The following is an 18,664-nucleotide window of genomic DNA, read 5'->3' on the forward strand; positions in this document are numbered from 1 at the left end:
TCAGGGGACTTCGATTTGTCAGCCAATATCGCCGAAATGGAAAAACGCCGCGAAGCCGCACGAATGGGTGGCGGTCAAAAGCGGATCGATGCGCAGCATGCCAAGGGCAAACTAACCGCGCGAGAGCGTTTGGATGTGCTGCTAGACGAAGGCAGCTTCGAAGAAGTCGATATGTATGTCGAGCATGACTGCGTCGATTTCGGCATGGCGGAACAGAAAATTCCAGGCGACGGCGTTGTCTGCGGCAGCGGCACCATCAACGGCCGCCTGGTCTATGTTTACTCACAGGACTTCACTGTGTTCGGCGGCTCGCTGTCTAAACGCCATGCGGAGAAAATCTGCAAAGTGATGGAAACCGCCATGAAAAATGGCGCGCCTGTGATCGGGTTGAACGATAGCGGCGGCGCGCGGATTCAGGAAGGCGTGGCCAGCCTTGGCGGCTATGCCGATGTGTTCCAGCGCAATGTGCTGGCGAGCGGTGTTGTGCCGCAGATCAGCCTGATTATGGGCCCGTGTGCGGGCGGGGCGGTGTATTCACCCGCAATGACCGACTTCATCTTTATGGTGAAGGACAGCTCCTACATGTTCGTCACTGGACCCGACGTGGTGAAGACCGTCACCAATGAAGTCGTGACGCAGGAGGAATTGGGCGGCGCGGTGACGCACACCACCAAGACTTCGGTTGCGGATCTGGCGTTTGAGAATGATATCGAAACGCTGCTCGCGACGCGCGATTTCTTTGACTATCTGCCGCTATCGAACCGCGAAGACGTGCCGGAGCGGCCCACTGCCGATCCGTTTGATCGCGAGGAACCCAGCCTCGACACGCTGATCCCCGACAACGCCAACCAGCCTTACGATATGCACGAAGTCATCCGTAAGACGCTGGATGAAGGCGATTTCTTTGAAGTGCAGCCGGCCCATGCGGGCAATATCCTGTGCGGTTTTGGCCGGATCGAGGGACGCACAGTGGGTGTGGTTGCGAACCAGCCAATGGTGCTCGCGGGTGTGCTTGATATCAACGCGTCAAAGAAAGCCGCGCGCTTTGTGCGGTTCTGCGATGCGTTTGAAATTCCGATCCTGACTTTTGTCGATGTCCCCGGCTTCCTGCCCGGCACTGCGCAAGAGCATAACGGCATCATCAAACACGGCGCGAAATTGCTATTCGCCTATGCCGAGGCGACCGTGCCCAAAATCACCGTGATCACTCGCAAAGCCTATGGCGGCGCCTATGATGTGATGGCGAGTAAGCACCTTCGCGGCGACCTCAACTATGCATGGCCCACCGCCGAAATCGCTGTGATGGGCGCAAAGGGCGCAGTGGAGATTATTTTCCGCAAAGACATCGGCGACCCAGACAAAATCGCCGAGCGAACCAAGGAATATGAAGACGCCTTCGCCAACCCGTTTGTAGCGGCGCAGCGCGGCTATATCGACAATGTCATCTACCCGCACTCCACGCGGCGGCGGATTGCTCTGGGGTTACGCAAGTTGCGGAATAAGCAGCTTGAGAACCCGTGGAAGAAGCATGACAATATTCCGTTGTGATGGATAAATATGAGAGTGCGGCTTGGGCATTGGCTGACGTGATCGAATTGGCTTGTAAGGAAGCTGAATCTGGTCGTGTTTACGAACACTGTTACGAAAACTCGCTAGATGCCGTTCCGGATATGATGGCACGTCTAGGAATTATGAAATCGTGTCCGATGGGACATGAATTCGCCGAGAAAGTTAGCGTGTCCGAACGAACTGGCATCAGAAGGCATCCGGGCGAGCCAACGTTCGATGACCTTGGTTTCGGCATCGATTTCTTTCTTGCTTGGTTTGGTGCCCCGAGACCTGTTTCGTCAACGGTCGGACCGCGACATAACCTGCTTAATCTGGCTGTCGAATTGAACAGAGGAATAGTGGTTGACGGAAACTACATTCCTTCGTCTGACATGGGCGTGGCAGCGATCAAAAGTTACTATGGGTCACGTGCAGCAACGATCAATGTTCTAGGGAATGAGGACAAGCTCTATCCGAGCATCGAATTTGCTCCGCTTGCTGAATGACGAAGGAAGAAAAATGAAACTAGGCCGCCTCAATCATATCGGTGTTGCAACGCCCTCCATCGCAGACTCCATCGCGCATTATCGTGAAACGATGGGTGCGACGGATATTGTTGCAGCCTTCGGTCTGCCCGAGCAGGGGGTGAAGGTTTGCTTCGTCAACACACCGACGCCGACAGGAATGGACGGCACGCAGATCGAGTTGATTGAGCCGTATGATGAAAGCTCACCAATCAATGGCTTCCTCGCCAAGAACCCGCTGGGCGGGCAACATCATGTTTGTTTCGAGGTTGAGGATATTGCGGCGGCTCGTGAATGGTTTGAGGGGCAGGGCAAGCGCATCCTCGGCCCCACACGCATCGGTGCGCACGGTACGCCAATCTTCTTCCTGCACCCTAAGGATATGCAGGGCATTCTGACTGAAATCATGGAAACGCCGAAGGGTGAGGGGCATTAGCGTCTCCCGTCATTCCCGCGAAAGCGGGGAGTCGAAGACGTGCGCAGCACAATCCAGAATGGCTTGGTCTGCACTGTTTGGCTCTGGATCCCCGCTTTCGCGGGAATGACGAGGAGTGTTGGACGCAGCGCGCCGTAGCGGACTTGCTAAGCGGCAGCGCGCACGGCAAAGTCAGTCGCAAATGAAAACGCGTAACCGGACGCATGGGAGAGCTTTGTGAGCTACGAAACTATCAAGGTAGAGCGGGACGGCCCGCTGATGATTATCACGCTGAGCCGGCCTGAGCGGCTCAATGCGATGGCCCCGGCAATGGCAGACGAGATTGGCAATGCCTTTTACGATCTCGATGATGCGCGCGCTGTGTTGATCACGGGCGAGGGCAAGGGCTTCTGTTCAGGCGCTGATCTGTCAGCACGGTCAAGCGATTCAAAAGGCGGCAGCCATCAGGCGCTGCAAAACCACTACAACCCTGCGATCAATCAAGTGCTGCGCGCGCCGGTCCCGGTGGTTTGCGCGGTCAATGGCCCGGCGGCGGGTGTGGGTTGCTCGCTTGCACTGGCGGCGGATTTCACCATCGCCAGCAAGTCGGCCTATTTCCTGCAGGCCTTCGTCAATATCGGGCTAGTGCCTGATGGCGGTTCCACATGGCTGCTGTCGCGCGCAATTGGCCGCGCTCGGGCGACCCGGATGATGATGCTGGGTGAAAAAATCGGCGGCGAGCAAGCCGAGGAATGGGGCTTGGTCTACAAAGCGGTGGAAGCCGATGATCTGATGGCAGAGGCGCGTGCGCTTGCGGAGAAACTGGCGAATGGCCCGACATTGGCGCTCCGCACGATGAAAGAGAACATCAACATCGCTCTCGACGGAACTTTGCCGGAAGTGTTCGTAAACGAAGCCGAGGGCCAACGTTTAGCCGGTGCCAGCGCGGATGCGATGGAAGGCGGCATGGCCTTCCTGCAAAAGCGCAGGGCCGAGTTTAAGGGTAAGTAGGCGGGCGCGCCACTTACATCCCCGCGTCACTCCCGCGAAAGCGGGAGCCTAGAGTGGCATTTTCCGAGATTTACTCTGGGTCCCCGCTTTCGCGGGGATGACGAAGTGTGTATCGGGTTCGCATGACCGACACCAATACAACCGGGCCGACCGTTTCTGACTGGCAAGACCTTGCCGACAGAGAGTCCAAGGGCCGCGATCTCACTAAGGAAATGCCAGAGGGTTTTACGGTAAAGCCGCTCTACACTGAAGAAGACTCCGCTGATCCCGGCCTGCCGGGCTTCGCGCCATTTACGCGCGGCGTGAAGGCGACCATGTATGCAGGGCGGCCATGGACGATCCGGCAATATGCGGGCTTCTCCACCGCTGAAGAATCCAACGCATTCTACCGCCGCAATCTGGCCGCGGGGCAAAAGGGTCTATCGGTCGCTTTCGATCTGGCCACCCATCGCGGATATGACAGCGATCACCCACGTGTTGTGGGCGATGTCGGCATGGCGGGCGTGGCGATTGATACGGTCGAGGATATGCAAATCCTGTTCGACCAGATCCCGCTCGAAACGATGTCGGTTTCGATGACGATGAACGGCGCGGTGATTCCGGTGCTGGCGTTTTACATCGTCGCGGGTGAGGAGCAGGGCGTTTCGACCGAGCAGCTCAGCGGCACGATCCAGAACGACATTCTCAAAGAATTTATGGTCCGCAACACTTATATCTATCCGCCTGCGCCGAGCATGCGGATCGTGTCGGATATCATCGGATACACCTCGGCCAATATGCCGAAATTCAACAGCATTTCGATTAGCGGCTATCACATGCACGAAGCCGGTGCGACTGCGGTGCAAGAGCTCGCTTTCACGATTGCTGACGGCAAGGAATATGTGAAAAGCGCGATGGCCACCGGGCTTGATATCGATGCCTTTGCCGGGCGTCTGTCGTTCTTCTTCGGCATCGGCATGAACTTCTTCATGGAGATCGCCAAACTGCGCGCTGCGCGGACGCTGTGGTACAAGGTTATGGACGATCTGGGTGCGCAGTCTGAACGGAGCAAAATGCTGCGGACGCATTGCCAGACATCGGGCGTGTCGTTGCAAGAGCAGGACCCATATAACAACGTTATCCGCACAACGGTTGAGGCTATGGCAGCGACGCTGGGCGGGACGCAGTCGCTGCACACCAATGCGCTCGATGAAGCCATCGCGCTGCCGACCGATTTTAGCGCCCGCATCGCGCGTAATACGCAGCTGGTTTTGCAGGAAGAAACCGGCATCACCAATGTCGTCGATCCGCTGGGCGGCAGTTATTATGTTGAGGCTCTGACCGCAAAGCTGGTCGAGGAAGCCGAAGTGCTGATGGCCGAAGTCGACAGCCTCGGCGGGATGACCAAAGCGGTCGATAGCGGAATGCCCAAGCAGCGGATCGAGCAAGCCGCCGCCGCGAAACAAACGCGCGTCGATAAGGGCGAGGATGTCATCATCGGCGTCAACAAATACCGGCTGTCCGAAGAAGAGCAGATTGAGACGCTGGAAGTCGACAATCACAAGGTTCGCGAGGGCCAGGTCGCACGGCTTAAGAAGAACCGTGAAGGCCGGGACGAGGCTGCGTGCCAGGCTGCGCTCACAGCATTGACCGAAGGCGCGAAGGCCGATGGGAATATGCTGGCGCTGGCAGTCGACGCAGCTCGTGCCCGGGCGACGCTCGGCGAAATCTCCAAAGCGATGGAGGAAGTGTTCGGGCGTTATGACACTACGCCGAAGCCGGTGAAGGGCGTGTACAAAACCGCCTACGAGTTCGACAAGCGCTGGGCGCAGGTTCTCGACGGCGTGCAATCGGTCGAAAACCGTCTTGGCCGCAAGCCCAAGATTATGGTCGCAAAAATGGGGCAGGATGGTCACGATCGCGGCGCAAATGTGATCGCCAGCGCTTTCACCGATATGGGGTTCGAGGTGGTCTCAGGACCGCTGTTCCAGACGCCCGAAGAGACGATGAGAATGGCCATCGAGAACGAAGTCGATGCCATTGGCGCAAGCTCGCTCGCAGCGGGGCATAAGACTTTGATCCCCGAACTAATTGACTTGCTCAAAGGTGTGGGGCGTGCGGATATCAAAGTCGTCGCAGGCGGTGTTATCCCGCCGCAGGACTACGACTTCCTCCGCGAAGCTGGCGTGCAAGGCATCTATGGCCCGGGTTCGAACGTGGTCGAATGCGGCGCCGATATGCTGCGCCTGCTCGGTCACAATATGCCGCCAGCGGGTGAAGAGTTGAGCAAGGCGGCGGAGTGATCGAGTTTTTGCTTCTTGCGCTAACAACGCCCGAACCGCCGAAAGAGGTCCCTATAGGCTGCGAGCAGGATGCACCAATACGCGACCCAAGAGTTTGCGAACCACTTTACGATGATGGTACTTTTACGATTTATAATATGGAAAGCGTAGCCGTTGGCTCGATTGCCGAAATGCGCCACGTTCGGCAACAAACCAGAGATTGCAAAGTTGCCAATCGGATCGATCACCTCGGCGGAGTAGATATTGGAATTTTCGACATCTTCAATGCCAACGAGGAGTCGAGAGCTTGTGTGATTGGCTGGATCAAAGAGAACGCACCCGAGTTGGGATTTTCTGAAGAGAGATTCGCAGAGCAATTTAGAGAAGCATCTCCGCTCGATAAGCAAAAGAGACAAGCTGATGACTAACGTCCGTACCGACTGGACCCGCGAAGAAATTGCGGGCCTCTTCAACCTTCCGTTCACCGAACTGCTCTTCCAAGCTGCCTCGGTCCACCGCCAGAACCATCCACCGGATCAGGTGCAGCTCTGTACTTTGCTCAGCATCAAAACCGGCGGTTGTCCTGAGGATTGCGGCTATTGCTCGCAGTCGGTGAAGGCGGACTCGGGCGTCGAGGCGACCAAGTTGATGGACGTGCAGGCGGTGTTGCAATCGGCGGCGCAGGCGAAGGACCATGGCAGTCAGCGCTTCTGCATGGGCGCGGCGTGGCGCAATCCGAAGGACCGCGACATGCCTGCGATTGTCGAGATAGTGAAGGGCGTGCGCGAAATGGGCATGGAAACCTGCATGACGCTGGGTATGCTGACTGAAAAGCAGGCAGATATGCTCGCCGAGGCGGGGCTCGATTATTACAATCACAATATCGATAGCAGCCCCGAATATTACGAGCGGGTGATCAGCACGCGCAAGTTCGAGGAGCGTATCGAAACGCTCGACCACGTGCGCAATTCGGGCATCAATGTGTGCAGCGGCGGTATCGTGGGCATGGGCGAAACGCGCGACGATCGCGTTGGCTTCGTACATACATTGGCTACCCTTGAGGCGCATCCGGAGAGTGTGCCGGTCAACGCTCTGGTGCCGGTGAAGGGCACAGTGCTCGGCGATATGCTGCACGATACGCCGCTCGCGAAAATCGATGATATCGAATTTGTCCGCACGGTCGCAGTAGCGCGGATCACGATGCCGATGAGCATGGTGCGTCTGTCCGCTGGCCGAGAGAGCATGAGCGATGCGACGCAGGCCCTGTGCTTCATGGCGGGCGCGAATTCGATCTTCACCGGAGACAAATTGCTGACCGCACCCAATGCGGGCGATGACAGCGACGCCGCGTTGTTCGAGCGGCTCGGTATGACCGCCCTGCAGGGTGAGGAACCGATGCGCGCGTGTGGTGGACAGGCTGCGAGTAAGCAGATGGCTGAGGGTGTGCCTGCGGAGTGAGGCAGTCTTGCTTGGAATCCCCTGTTTGTCATTCCCGCGGAAGCGGGAATCTAGAGTGGCTGGGTTTGTTCTGTTCTACTCTGGGTCCCCGCTTTCGCGGGGATGACGTGTAGAGGGAGAAGTGGCCTTAGGTTTTTCTGTCAACGAACTGCTTCCAAAAGCGCGGGGTGGCGAGCAGTTGCGGATGGGGCTGTGCGCTCTATCGGAAGAGGAGTGGTTGCAACCCGATCCTGACTTGGCGGCACGTGCGACTGCGTTTGCAGAGCATCCCGAGGGTGTGCAACGCACGCAGTACTCGGATGAACCCGGGCAAGAGCTAGCCGTGATGCTCGGTGTCGATGGTGGTTTGCTGGCAGCCGCGAAAGCGCATCACGAAGATATGTGCCTGCTCAAGAAATTCGCGGATGAGGATTTCTACCGGCTGATTGGCGCAGCGGTTGCCTATCCCACGGATTGGCACCCCAAGGATAAAATGGGTCTGCCACTTGCCGCTATGCACGCGCCTATCCAAGGCTATGCCGAGCAACTGGCTAGCGGTGTCGATCATTTTATGACGAAGCTCAAACCGGGCAAGATATTCGGACGCTGCAACTGGTTTATTGCACCGACTCCCGACCTGCGTTGGATCGCGGATGCACCGCCCGAGGTCGCATTCGGTAATGTCAACGCGACGAATGCAGGCGATACGCTGTTTGTACGCAGCGAACGCCAGACATTGCGCCGCTTGCCCGCGACGGGTGCGATCCTGTTTACGATTGGCGTATATGTTTCGCCGCTTGGCGCGCTGTCTCCACAGAACGTAACCATGCTAGCGCAATCGGTCAGTTCTTTGCTGGATGGGGAGGGTGAACGTCGTGCTGCACATCACTTTGCAGATGCGCTTATTGCCTATAGTGAGAACAAGGGAGAGATTTGAACATGATTGTTGAACTGCTACTTCTCGCGCGCGTCGTAACAGTGGCTCCACATCCAGATTGGAATTGCAACGACCCGTTGGCGCAACAGGAAATGAACTATTGCGCGCATCAAGATTATCTCGCCGCTGATGCTGAACTGAACGCACAATGGTCCAAAACCTCGGCCATTCTGAAAGAGCGTGATGCGCAATGGATGGACGGCCACGGAAACGTTGAGGATGACAAGCCTGGTTTCTTCCAGACTGCGCTTGATGCGCAGCGAGCTTGGATTATCTTTCGCGACGCGCATTGCCGTAGCGAGGGATACTATGCTCGAGGCGGTTCGCTGGAGCCGTTGTTGGTCTCGACATGTAAGACGAAATTGACCAAAGACCGGACCCAACAGCTTCAATTCCTGATCGAACAATAGGAACTCTATGTTCAAAAAAATCCTGATTGCGAACCGTGGCGAGATTGCGTGCCGGGTCATCAAGACTGCACGGCGCATGGGCATCGAAACGGTTGCGGTCTATTCGGACGCTGATGCGCGCGCGCCGTTTGTGCGGATGGCCGATGAGGCGGTGCATATCGGACCTGCGCCTGCAGCCGAGAGCTATCTGATCGCGGACAAGATTATCGCGGCGTGCAAGCAAACCGGCGCGGAGGCGGTGCATCCCGGTTACGGCTTTCTTTCGGAGCGGACCAGCTTCGCTGAGGCGCTTGCGAAGGAAGGTATCGAATTTATCGGCCCGCCAGTAAACGCCATCGCGGCGATGGGCGACAAGATCGAGTCCAAGAAACTCGCGATGGAAGCGGGCGTGAATGTCGTGCCCGGTTTTGTCGGTGAGATTGAAGATACCGAGCACGCCGTGCGGATTTCGGAAGAGATCGGTTATCCGGTGATGATGAAGGCCAGCGCAGGCGGCGGCGGCAAAGGTATGCGGCTCGCTTATTCTGAAAAGGATGTGCGTGAGGGCTTTGAAGCAACCAAGCGCGAAGGGCTGAACAGCTTCGGCGATGACCGGGTCTTTATCGAGAAATTCATCCTAAACCCGCGCCATATCGAAATCCAGATTCTCGGCGATAAACACGGCAATATTGTCTATTTGAACGAGCGCGAATGCAGCATTCAGCGCCGTCACCAAAAGGTAGTCGAAGAAGCGCCGTCGCCTTTCGTGACACCTAAAATGCGTAAAGCGATGGGTGAGCAATGCGTGGCTCTGTCGCAAGCGGTGAATTACCACAGCGCAGGTACGGTCGAGCTGATTGTAAGCGGTGCGGACCCGAGCGGCGAGAGTTTCTACTTCCTCGAAATGAACACCCGTCTGCAGGTTGAACACCCTGTGACCGAAGCGATTACGGGCGTTGATCTGGTCGAACAGATGATCCGCGTTGCCGCTGGCGAAAAGCTGGAAATGACGCAGGACGATGTGAAAATCGACGGCTGGTCAATCGAGAACCGTGTCTATGCCGAAGACCCATATCGCGGCTTCCTGCCATCCACCGGCCGCCTTGTGCATTACCAACCGCCTGTTGAGCCATGGGCCGATGATGGCGCGGAAAACGGCCGTCGCGGTGTTGAGGGCGTCCGTGTTGATGACGGCGTTTATGAGGGCGGCGAAGTATCGATGTTCTACGACCCGATGATCGCCAAGCTCATCACGTGGGGCGAAACGCGCGATGAAGCGGCTGACTTGCAAATTCAGGCACTCGATGCGTTCCGGATCGAAGGGCTTGGCCACAATATCGATTTTCTGAGTGCGATTATGCAGCATGAGCGGTTCCGCTCGGGCGAATTGACAACAGGCTTTATTGGCGAGGAATATCCCGACGGCTTTGAAGGCGCGGCGACTTCTGATGAGCTGAAGCGTGGGCTGGCAGCCATTGGCGGCGTGCTCGCGACGATTGATGCCGACCGTGCGCGGCGGATCGATCAGCAGCTTGATGGCCCAACCTATCCAACCGGTGATTGGAGCGTGCGGATCGGTGATACTGACTATGATGTTTCGCTCGGTGAGGAGGAAATCACTGTCGATGGCGAGGCAATCGCGATCGATATGGAGTACACCCCCGGCGACCCGATGATCCATCTCGAACTGGCAGGTAATGATCTAACCGTCCAACTCGCAAGAACGCGGACCGGTTATGACATCACTACCCGTGGCGCAACGCATTCACTGCGTATTCTGCCATCGCATATTGCTCCGCTCGCCGAGCATATGATTGAGAAAATTCCGCCCGATCTCAGCAAATTCCTGATCTGTCCGATGCCCGGACTGTTGGTCAAATTGCATGTGGGTGAGGGTGAGGAAGTTCAGCCCGGTCAACCGCTTGCAACGGTCGAGGCGATGAAGATGGAAAACATCCTACGCGCTGAAAAGGCAGGCACAATTGCCAAGATCAACGCTGAACAGGGTGAAAGTTTAGCAGTGGACGCCATTATACTTGAGCTAGAGTAGCTGCTCAAAAATTACAGAATTGGGAAACTTAGTTTCGCAGACGGCCCTTTTCCACGGATTTGCGCCGTGGATGGCGTGGCGTTTTGCGCCCGCGGTGTCAGTCTATTCCCGTTCGACCGATAATTCGGTCTCAGGAGACGACGATGGCACAAAGAGGCGTTGGCTATTTCGATAGCAAAGGGCATTTCTTTAAGAACCCTGCCGATGCAACAATCAGCGATCTTGCCGCAATGCTCGGACAAATCGGTGAGGGTGACAGCCTCGCTCCCGGTATCGCGCATATGCTCTTGGAAAAACGTGCCGAGGTAGAGGCCATCTTCGCCGAGCATGACTCGATGACCGAGGATATGCCGGAGGGCAAAGTTGCGGAGTTAGTGGGCCATGCAAATGTCGCAGTTCTGGCCGACCGCAAAAGCGCGGACATCGACAAGGCTGTCTAAGTGCATGTTACGCACAGTGCGGCCGCACCCGCATCAGATGAGATCAGCTTCGACGAGTTTTTGAAAGTCGATATCCGTGTGGGCACGATTGTCGCGGCAGAGGAATTCCCGCAAGCGCGCAACCCGGCCTACAAACTACAGATAGATTTTGGCGAAACTATCGGCGTGAAGAAAAGCTGCGCCCAGATTGTCACGAATTACCCGATTGATGAATTGCCAGGCAGACAAGTGGCGGCGGTGGTCAATTTCCCGCCGCGCCAGATCGGTCCGGCAATGTCCGAAGTGCTGACGCTCGGCTTTGCTGACAGCGAGGGCGAGGTTGTTATGTTTGCCCCCGATGTGAAAGTGCCGGATGGGGCGCGATTGTTTTAGTCAATTACGTCGAAAAATTGGGTGCTCCAGTAAGCGATCAACCAAGATGGTAATATCGGAATAGACACGCTCGCGATTGATTCCCAATGTGTTCATGGCAGCAAGGACTGCTTTCTTCTCGCTCGAACGAACTTCAAACAAGCTGCTTACGCGGCTATTGGGAAGCTCGCGTTCGTAGAAGGGAGTGTGGAGTGTCATCACGCTATCTTGAGCCAAAGCACGAGCGTTAATCGATGACGCGGCAACTAGGCCTGCTCGCTTTCGCGCGTCGCCAAAGACGTTTACCGACGAGAGGTATATCCAAGGGTTAAAAGCCGTTCGCCTGGCTGAAAGCACCATGCCATTCCTATGTGATTGATCTTCGGCAGCAAAGAAAAGAGCGATTAGAGGACTCACGGTCCAGTCCAGAAAACTAGTAGCAATCCCATAGTGTTGGGCCCAAACCAGCCATTCCACGTCGCTTTGCGGGCGTGGCTGCACAAACCGGTCTGCCGCTATTATCCATTCTCGTAGCTGCTCGCGATTGCGGATGCCGACTTTACCCTTGCGATAGACGGACGGAACCAAGGGCCAGCTCTTGTCGCCGTGACCACGGAAGATAAGGTCATGCTGCGGGAGTTCAGAAAGTTTGTCGAACATCTTAGAGATTACACGGAATCCAGTTCGCTGAAGTTCAGATGCTGACATTTAGTCTTCCACCATAGCAACGGCTCTGATCCAGCCGGCACTGGCCTTGTCGATCTTCACCGGGAAACAGCTCACACTGAAGCCGTGATCGGGCAGCGCGTCCAGATTCGTCAGTTTTTCGATCTGGTAGTAGGGATTGAGGCGGCCTGCTTTGTGGCCCTCCCAGATGATTTTCGGGTCGCGGGTTTCGGCCCAGCGTTTTGCGGTGTGGCTGAACGGAGCGTCCCAACTCCATGCGTCGGTCCCGACAACCTCGACACCGCGTTCGGTCAGATAGAGCGTGGCTTCTTCGCCTAGGCCGACGCCTTGGTCGGTGAAGTTTTCGGTACCGTAGATTGCGCCTGATTGCACAAGCACGATGTCGAGTGGTTGTAACTCGTAGCCAATCCGTTCGAGTTCCTCTTCGACTTCCGTAGCCGTAACGACATGGCCGTGTTCCATATGCGAGAAGTCGAGCCGCACGCCAGGCCGCAAGAACCGATCCAGCGGCGCCTCGTCGATACTGGGCGCTTTGCGTGCTCCGTTGTCCGTGGTTGAATGGTAATGCCACGGCGCATCCATATGGGTGCCGTTATGCGTGGAAAGCTGCAGCATCTCGACCGCCCATCCTTCACCATCGGGCAAGTCCTCTTTCTTCAGGCCCGGAAAAAACATTGCGATCTGTTCCCAGCTGGTTTCATGCGTCACATATTCGATCTGCGGGCGCATTACCGGTGGGTCGGAAATCACATCATTGGTGATCGGGATCGAGAGGTCGATATAGCGTGTCATGCCGCGCAGCATTCACTGGGCCAGCGCCCGCGTCAACGCCCCATCAACTGGCTTTCAGCTGTTCATCCATAAAGATCGCGACATCGTCTAGCGAGACTTCGTGATCCAAAAATGCTGCACCAATGCTGCGCAGCAAAATGAACGGCAAAGTGCCTGCATCCATCTTTTTATCATGCCGCATATGGTCAACGAGTTTCGCGCCATCGCAAGCAAGTTCGAGGTCGGCGACTTCGCTCGGCAGTCTTGATGCTGCAATTGCTTTGCAGATACGCTCGGCATCTTGGCCTGAAAGCAATCCGCGCCGTGCTGAATAACGGGCCGCCAATACCATGCCGAGGGCAACACCTTCGCCGTGGAGCAAGGTATCGGAATAACCAGTCTCGGCCTCCAGAGCATGTCCGAATGTGTGACCAAGATTGAGCAATGCTCGAACGCCTGTTGTCTCGCGCTCGTCCTCGGCCACGATGCGAGCCTTTGCAGCCACGCTGCGTGCAACCGCTTGCTCGACTGCCTCGGCACCATGTGCGACAACGTCGGTGCCGTTTGCTTCACACCATTCGAAGAACTCAAAGTCTCCGAGGATGCCGTATTTAATGACTTCGGCATAACCGGCGCGCATTTCGCGGGCGGACAGGGTTTTGAGCGTATCGGTATCGGCTAACACCAATGACGGTTGATGGAATGCGCCAATCAAATTCTTGCCCGCATCGGCATTGATCGCCGTTTTTCCGCCGACCGAGGAATCGACTTGTGACAGCAAAGTCGTCGGTAGCTGCACAAAGCCGCAGCCACGTTTCAGGATGGCGCAGGCGAATCCGGTGAGATCACCGACAACGCCGCCGCCCAACGCAAACACATGATCGCCTCGCTCAACGCCGTGTGCGAGTAGCCAGCCGGTCAGCTTCTGAAGTTCGTCCCAGCTCTTTGATCCTTCGCCCGATTCGACAAAGTACCATGTAGCCTGATGTCCTGCTGCCTTGAGCGACGCTTCCAACCGCGCGCCGTGATGCTGATATGCGTTGCGGTCTGCAACAATTGGCACAGCGGCCTTGCGCATAAAGCCTTTTGCCAGGGTGCCCGCTTGGTCGAGCAGGGTCGCGCCAACATGCACATCATAGGGCCGACCGGCCAGTTCGACAGGAATTACAGCCATCGGTCTATCGCCTCTATAATCGCCATTGCGGTTTCGTGATGTGGGCCGTCTTCGCTACCCACCCGGATGGGGGCCTGCGAATAGAACGGTTCGCGCTCTTTATGAAGCCGCGTCAGGATCTCATGCGGATCGCCATTGCGCAGCAGCGGCCGCGTGTTCTTGCGGCTTGTCCGTTCGACCAGAATGTCGATATCGCAATCAATCCAAACGGCGATGGCTTTGTCGAGGATCAACGCGCGGGTTTCATCATTGACGAACGCCCCGCCGCCGGTTGCGATCACACCGTTATGCTCTTCCATCAAACGCGCAATGACCCGCCGTTCACCGTCGCGGAAATACTCCTCACCATATTGCTCGAATATCTCGGCGACAGTTAGCTGAGCGGCGTCTTCGATGGCGTGGTCTGCGTCGACAAAATCCTTGCCCAGCATAGATGCCAGCTTGCGGCCGACTGTGGATTTGCCGGTGCCCATGAGCCCGATCAAAACGATGGGGCGCTTGATCCGGCGCGCAATCGCCTGCAACGCGGCGCTATCCAGGCCGATATCTTTGGGGGCAGGGGCATCATCACGCATTGCCGCATCGCCTATAGATGGGCTAGGCGGGGCGCAACATTGGTTCTTTAGAGGCGCGTAAAGTTTGCTTATGTCCGAAAAGCGGCCAATTGATAGAAAAAGGCTCGGGAAGCGAATTGGTTTGATGGTTGTTGCAGGTGTAATTGCAGTGCTGGGTATAGCGTGGTTCCACGGCGGTGAGGAGCCGCTGCGCCCGATCGTGCAGCCGATTGATATGCCGGAGAATGTCCAGTGACGGGCAGGGCGAAAACCTATCTGCTACTTGGCGGTGCTGCGCTGGCATTGTGCTCTACGTTGGTGACTGCGCAGGATGCGCCGGAGTCGCTTTTGCCACCAGGTTTTGATGATCCTGCGCCTACTCCGACACCCGCACCGCAAGCGACAACACGGCCTGCACCAAGGCCAACAGCTGCTCCTGCTGGCCCTTCACAGCCGACGCCAAGCGTCGGAAGTACGCCGGTAATTCAACCGCTTCCGGGCGTTGGGACCGTATCTGGCGCGCCGACTTCGCTTCCGGACGGCCTGCCCTCCATAGAGGAACTCGAGGAGCTTGATCCGGACGAGCTTGACGAACTGCTTGGCCTAAAGCCCAAATTCGATATTCCGGCGGCGGCTCGCCGTGCAATGTCGCAAGTCGGGGTGCTTTCGCCGGAAGAAGGCGGGCTGCCAATTGCCTCCTTGGAGAAGCAGCCTGCGTCGATTGTCCGCGCTTCTCTTGCTGGTATTCGTGGGCCGATGGTGTCGCGGTGGGGCCACATCATGTTGCGCCGCGCTTTGGCGAGCAGGTTGGCAGCGCCTTCCGGAATGAACCCCGCAGAATTTGCGGCGCTACGTGTGCAGGCTCTCAACCAATTGGGCGAATTTAAAACCGCGCGCGCTTTGGCTCAAGATGTCGATACCGGCAATTGGACCGACGGTTTGGTCGATGGCGCGGTGGAGGCATATGTCGGCACCGCGGATATTGTTGGTGCGTGTCCAGCGGTCCAGCTCAAAGGCGGTGAGCGTGAGGATGCGCAGTGGGAAATGCTGCGGTCGATCTGCTATGCTTTTGCCGGGCAGGGCGCGCGGTCACAATCCAATCTCAACCGAGCATTTCGTGACAAGATCGCGCCCGAAATCGATGTGCTGCTGGCTCAGCGTTACGCTGGTGCAGCAGGACGCGGTCGGCGTGCGATCAATCTCGAATGGGAGGGTGTCGAAGAGCTAACGCCATGGCGCTATTCTCTGGCGACCGCAGTAGGCGCTGAGATTCCAGAGGCACTGCTCAACGACGCCGGTCCCTATTATCGCAAGATTGCAGCAACAGCGCCAATGCTGCCTTTGTCACAACGAATGACCGGAGCGGTCGATGCCGCGCGGCAAGGCATATTGTCCTCTGGCGCAGCAGTTGATCTGTATAGTCAGGTATTTTCTCAAACCGCCGACCTTGGTGAACCTTCACTTACGGCGGCACGTTTGCGCGAAGCTTATGTGGCCAGTGATCCTGCTGCGCGGATGGCGGCGATCCGTGATGTGTGGGGCGGTGAAGATCGTGATTATGGCCGCATCGTGCTGACCGCCTATGCTGCTGCGCGGATGACGCCTAGCGAAGAACTGGCAGATGATGCTGCGGATCTGATCGCGTCAATGTTGTCCGCTGGCCTGGATGCAGATGCGCTCACTTGGGCGCAGTTCGCGCCGCAAGGCAGCGAGGCATGGGCACTGCTTGTTTTGGCGCAGCCAACCCGGCAAAATCCGGTATCGCAGGATCAGATGGACTTATTTGTCGGTTCTGATGAAAGCGCGGATCAGCGCAAATCACAATTCTTGCTTGCTGGACTCGCAGGCCTTCAGCGGATTGATTCGTCGTCGAGCGGTGACCTGGCCTCCGAGCTAGGCGTAGATCTTGGCAATGGTTCGAAGTGGTCGCAACTGATTGCGAAAGCTGCTTCGGTCCGAAATCAGGCACTTGTCGCGTATCTGGCCGGTTTGGGGATGCAAGGAAGCGATTGGGACAGAATGACGCCGCGTCATCTCTATCACATCGTGTCCGCATTAAACCGCGTTGGCCTCTCTGCCGAAGCACGGATGATTGCCGCCGAGGCAGTCGCACGCGGGTGACCGCCCACTTTCCCAAATGCGAGCGGCGCTATGTCCGGCGCGATTGACAATTTTCTGGCGATGCTGGCAGCGGAACGCGGCGCTGCTGCAAACACAATCGCTGCCTATCGTCGGGATTTGGAGGGCGCTTCGGAGATCATCGGTGATCTAGCAGCTGCAACGACGGTCCAGTTGAGCAAGTTGGGGGCGGCATGGTCAGACCTCGCGCCATCATCACTGGCTCGAAAATCGTCCACCCTGCGGCAATTCTATGGTTTCCTGATTGATGAGGGTGCGCGTGAGGACGATCCAAGTTCTGCGCTCCCACGACCTGCAACGCGCAGGCCGTTACCCAAAATTCTGACGCACGAACAAGTGGCTGCGTTGTTTGATCGTGCTGAGCTAGAAGCGCAAACGGGCAAACCTGCTGCCGTGCGCATGCTGACTCTGTTGGAATTGCTCTACGGTTCCGGTCTGCGTGCGACAGAGTTGGTATCACTGCCGCTATCTGCGGTACCACGTGATGCACCGTTTCTTACCGTCACTGGCAAAGGCGGTGTGGCGCGCATGGTTCCGGTTAGCCGGCGTGCGAAAGAGGCCATGTCTGAGTGGCTGACTGTCCGCCCAGATGCACCGAAGTTCCTGTTCCCCTCTCGCGGCAAACATTTAACCCGGATCAGACTGTATCAATTGCTCAAAGAGATTGCAGTCCGGGCCGATATCCCCGCGGATAAAGTCAGCCCACATGTTTTGCGTCATGCATTTGCGACACATCTTTTGGAGGGCGGAGCGGATCTGCGTGTATTGCAGACATTGCTCGGTCATGCGGACATTGCGACCACGCAAATCTACACCCATGTCGATAGCGCTCGGCTGGTGGCGTTGGTCAATGAGCGTCATCCTTTGGCCAAATCGCACCGGTAGTTGGTCAGTAATTGGCCACACAGACCCTTGCCCCAAGCGCAACATAGGACTAGCGCAGCGCAATGATTTCCTACCTCGAATTCGAGAAGCCGGTCGCCCAGCTCGAAGCCCGTATTGCGGAATTGCGCAGCGCGGCAGAGGGCGATGACGTTGATATCACCAAAGAACTGGAGCGGCTTGAGGTCAAAAGCGCTGACCTGCTCGCCAGCACCTATTCCTCGCTGACGCCGTGGCAGAAGACGCAAGTTGCTCGCCATCCGTCACGCCCGCATTTCCGCGATTTCGTCGAGCATATCTTCGATGATTTCATTCCGCTCGGCGGTGATCGGAACTACGGCGATGATGAAGCGATTTTGGGCGGCTTTGCGCGGCTAGATGGTCGCCGGGTTGTCTTGATCGGGCACGAGAAGGGTAATGATACCGAGAGCCGTATCCGCCACAATTTCGGCATGGGTAAGCCTGAGGGGTACCGCAAAGCCATCCGTCTGATGGAGCTGGCAGGGCGTTTTGGTCTGCCGGTTGTGACGCTGGTTGATACATCGGGTGCTTTCCCGGGCATTGAAGCCGAAGAACGCGGCCAAGCTGAAGCTATCGCCAGGTCTACCGAGGCATGCCTTGCGCTGCCAACGCCGATGGTCGCAACCATCGTGGGTGAGGGCGGTTCTGGCGGTGCAGTCGCACTTGCCAGTGCCGAGCGCGTTTTGATGTTTGAACATGCCGTTTATTCGGTGATTTCGCCCGAGGGTTGCGCGTCGATCTTGTGGCGCACGGCTGAAAAAGCTCCTGATGCGGCAGAAGCAATGCGGGTTACTGCGCAACATCTGAAGAAGCTCAAAGTCATCGACCGAATCGTGAAAGAGCCTGTTGGGGGTGCGCACCGCGATCCGGAAGCAGCGTCCAAAACGCTTGGCAAGGCGATTGGACAGGAACTCGACGCATTGGCAAAAATGTCTTCCGATGAAATTCGCCGGATGCGTGAGGAACGCTTCCTCCAGATCGGTACCAACTAAGCCCGCTGACCGGTGGCACATGCCGGATGCGTGGAACTTCTCTGCGCAGCAAAGGTTTGATAGACAACAGTTCAGACGTCC

The 18,664-nt window shown here is 57.0% G+C and carries 19 protein-coding genes; 15 read left to right on the forward strand and 4 right to left on the reverse strand.

Annotated elements, in window-relative coordinates:
* Window positions 1–15: 15 nt before the first annotated feature.
* From J9777_RS03650 to J9777_RS03705, 12 genes are all read left to right on the forward strand, one after another.
* Complete coding sequence (locus J9777_RS03650; RefSeq protein ID WP_209347409.1) at window positions 16–1,548, forward strand: acyl-CoA carboxylase subunit beta; 1,533 nt, start codon at window positions 16–18, stop codon at window positions 1,546–1,548.
* Window positions 1,548–2,054: a hypothetical protein gene (locus tag J9777_RS03655; protein WP_209347410.1), complete on the forward strand. Its 507-nt coding sequence runs from the start codon at window positions 1,548–1,550 to the stop codon at window positions 2,052–2,054. The genes J9777_RS03650 and J9777_RS03655 overlap by 1 nt, the downstream gene beginning before the upstream one ends.
* Before the next feature lie 13 nt (window positions 2,055–2,067).
* Entirely contained in the window at window positions 2,068–2,508 is a 441-nt protein-coding gene (gene mce / locus J9777_RS03660) for a methylmalonyl-CoA epimerase (protein WP_209347411.1), read from the forward strand.
* Between the two features lie 216 nt (window positions 2,509–2,724).
* Window positions 2,725–3,498 carry an enoyl-CoA hydratase-related protein gene (locus J9777_RS03665; RefSeq protein ID WP_209347412.1) on the forward strand — a complete coding sequence of 258 codons (774 nt, stop codon included), beginning with the start codon at window positions 2,725–2,727 and terminating at the stop codon, window positions 3,496–3,498.
* Window positions 3,499–3,620: 122 nt separating this feature from the next.
* Window positions 3,621–5,780 carry a methylmalonyl-CoA mutase gene (gene scpA / locus J9777_RS03670; RefSeq protein WP_209347413.1) on the forward strand — a complete coding sequence of 720 codons (2,160 nt, stop codon included), beginning with the start codon at window positions 3,621–3,623 and terminating at the stop codon, window positions 5,778–5,780.
* Window positions 5,777–6,187, forward strand: a complete 411-nt coding sequence (locus J9777_RS03675; RefSeq protein ID WP_209347414.1) for a hypothetical protein — start codon at window positions 5,777–5,779, stop codon at window positions 6,185–6,187. The genes scpA and J9777_RS03675 overlap by 4 nt, the downstream gene beginning before the upstream one ends.
* Window positions 6,180–7,217 (forward strand): biotin synthase BioB, encoded by a 1,038-nt coding sequence (gene bioB / locus J9777_RS03680; protein ID WP_209347415.1) that lies wholly within the window; start codon window positions 6,180–6,182, stop codon window positions 7,215–7,217. The genes J9777_RS03675 and bioB overlap by 8 nt, the downstream gene beginning before the upstream one ends.
* Before the next feature lie 121 nt (window positions 7,218–7,338).
* Window positions 7,339–8,133 (forward strand): DUF3445 domain-containing protein, encoded by a 795-nt coding sequence (locus J9777_RS03685; RefSeq protein WP_209347416.1) that lies wholly within the window; start codon window positions 7,339–7,341, stop codon window positions 8,131–8,133.
* Window positions 8,134–8,135: 2 nt separating this feature from the next.
* Window positions 8,136–8,543, forward strand: a complete 408-nt coding sequence (locus J9777_RS03690; RefSeq protein ID WP_209347417.1) for a lysozyme inhibitor LprI family protein — start codon at window positions 8,136–8,138, stop codon at window positions 8,541–8,543.
* A 7-nt stretch (window positions 8,544–8,550) separates the two neighbouring features.
* On the forward strand, window positions 8,551–10,572 hold the full coding sequence (locus J9777_RS03695) for an acetyl/propionyl/methylcrotonyl-CoA carboxylase subunit alpha (RefSeq protein ID WP_209347418.1): 2,022 nt from the start codon (window positions 8,551–8,553) through the stop codon (window positions 10,570–10,572).
* 143 nt (window positions 10,573–10,715) lie between these two features.
* Complete coding sequence (locus J9777_RS03700) at window positions 10,716–11,012, forward strand: hypothetical protein (protein WP_209347419.1); 297 nt, start codon at window positions 10,716–10,718, stop codon at window positions 11,010–11,012.
* A complete protein-coding gene (locus tag J9777_RS03705) occupies window positions 11,013–11,384 on the forward strand; it encodes a tRNA-binding protein (RefSeq protein ID WP_209347420.1) in 372 nt (123 codons plus the stop codon).
* On the opposite strand, the gene J9777_RS03710 is transcribed toward J9777_RS03705, so the two are convergent.
* From J9777_RS03710 to J9777_RS03725, 4 genes are read right to left on the reverse strand one after another with little or no spacing between them, the layout of a single operon-like run.
* The gene (locus J9777_RS03710) at window positions 11,385–12,071 is read right to left on the reverse strand and encodes an FRG domain-containing protein (protein ID WP_209347421.1); all 687 of its coding nucleotides are present in this window, start codon (window positions 12,069–12,071) and stop codon (window positions 11,385–11,387) included.
* Window positions 12,072–12,842, reverse strand: a complete 771-nt coding sequence (locus tag J9777_RS03715; RefSeq protein WP_209347422.1) for a cyclase family protein — start codon at window positions 12,840–12,842, stop codon at window positions 12,072–12,074.
* A 43-nt stretch (window positions 12,843–12,885) separates the two neighbouring features.
* Window positions 12,886–13,995, reverse strand: a complete 1,110-nt coding sequence (aroB, locus tag J9777_RS03720) for a 3-dehydroquinate synthase (protein WP_209347423.1) — start codon at window positions 13,993–13,995, stop codon at window positions 12,886–12,888.
* Entirely contained in the window at window positions 13,986–14,570 is a 585-nt protein-coding gene (locus J9777_RS03725) for a shikimate kinase (protein WP_209347424.1), read from the reverse strand. Before J9777_RS03725 ends, aroB begins: the two co-directional genes overlap by 10 nt.
* A gap of 231 nt (window positions 14,571–14,801) precedes the next feature.
* On the opposite strand from J9777_RS03725, the gene J9777_RS03730 reads away from it, so the two are divergent.
* The 3 genes from J9777_RS03730 to J9777_RS03740 all read left to right on the forward strand — a co-directional run bounded on the left by J9777_RS03730 (window position 14,802) and on the right by J9777_RS03740 (window position 18,583).
* Window positions 14,802–16,670, forward strand: a complete 1,869-nt coding sequence (locus J9777_RS03730; RefSeq protein ID WP_348631929.1) for a hypothetical protein — start codon at window positions 14,802–14,804, stop codon at window positions 16,668–16,670.
* A 30-nt stretch (window positions 16,671–16,700) separates the two neighbouring features.
* Window positions 16,701–17,573, forward strand: coding sequence for a tyrosine recombinase (locus J9777_RS03735; protein ID WP_209347425.1), 873 nt, complete (start codon window positions 16,701–16,703; stop codon window positions 17,571–17,573).
* A 62-nt stretch (window positions 17,574–17,635) separates the two neighbouring features.
* Entirely contained in the window at window positions 17,636–18,583 is a 948-nt protein-coding gene (locus J9777_RS03740; protein WP_209347426.1) for an acetyl-CoA carboxylase carboxyltransferase subunit alpha, read from the forward strand.
* Window positions 18,584–18,664: the final 81 nt, after the last annotated feature.

This window comes from Pontixanthobacter sp. CEM42, from assembly GCF_017812015.1.
GTDB lineage: Bacteria > Pseudomonadota > Alphaproteobacteria > Sphingomonadales > Sphingomonadaceae > Pontixanthobacter.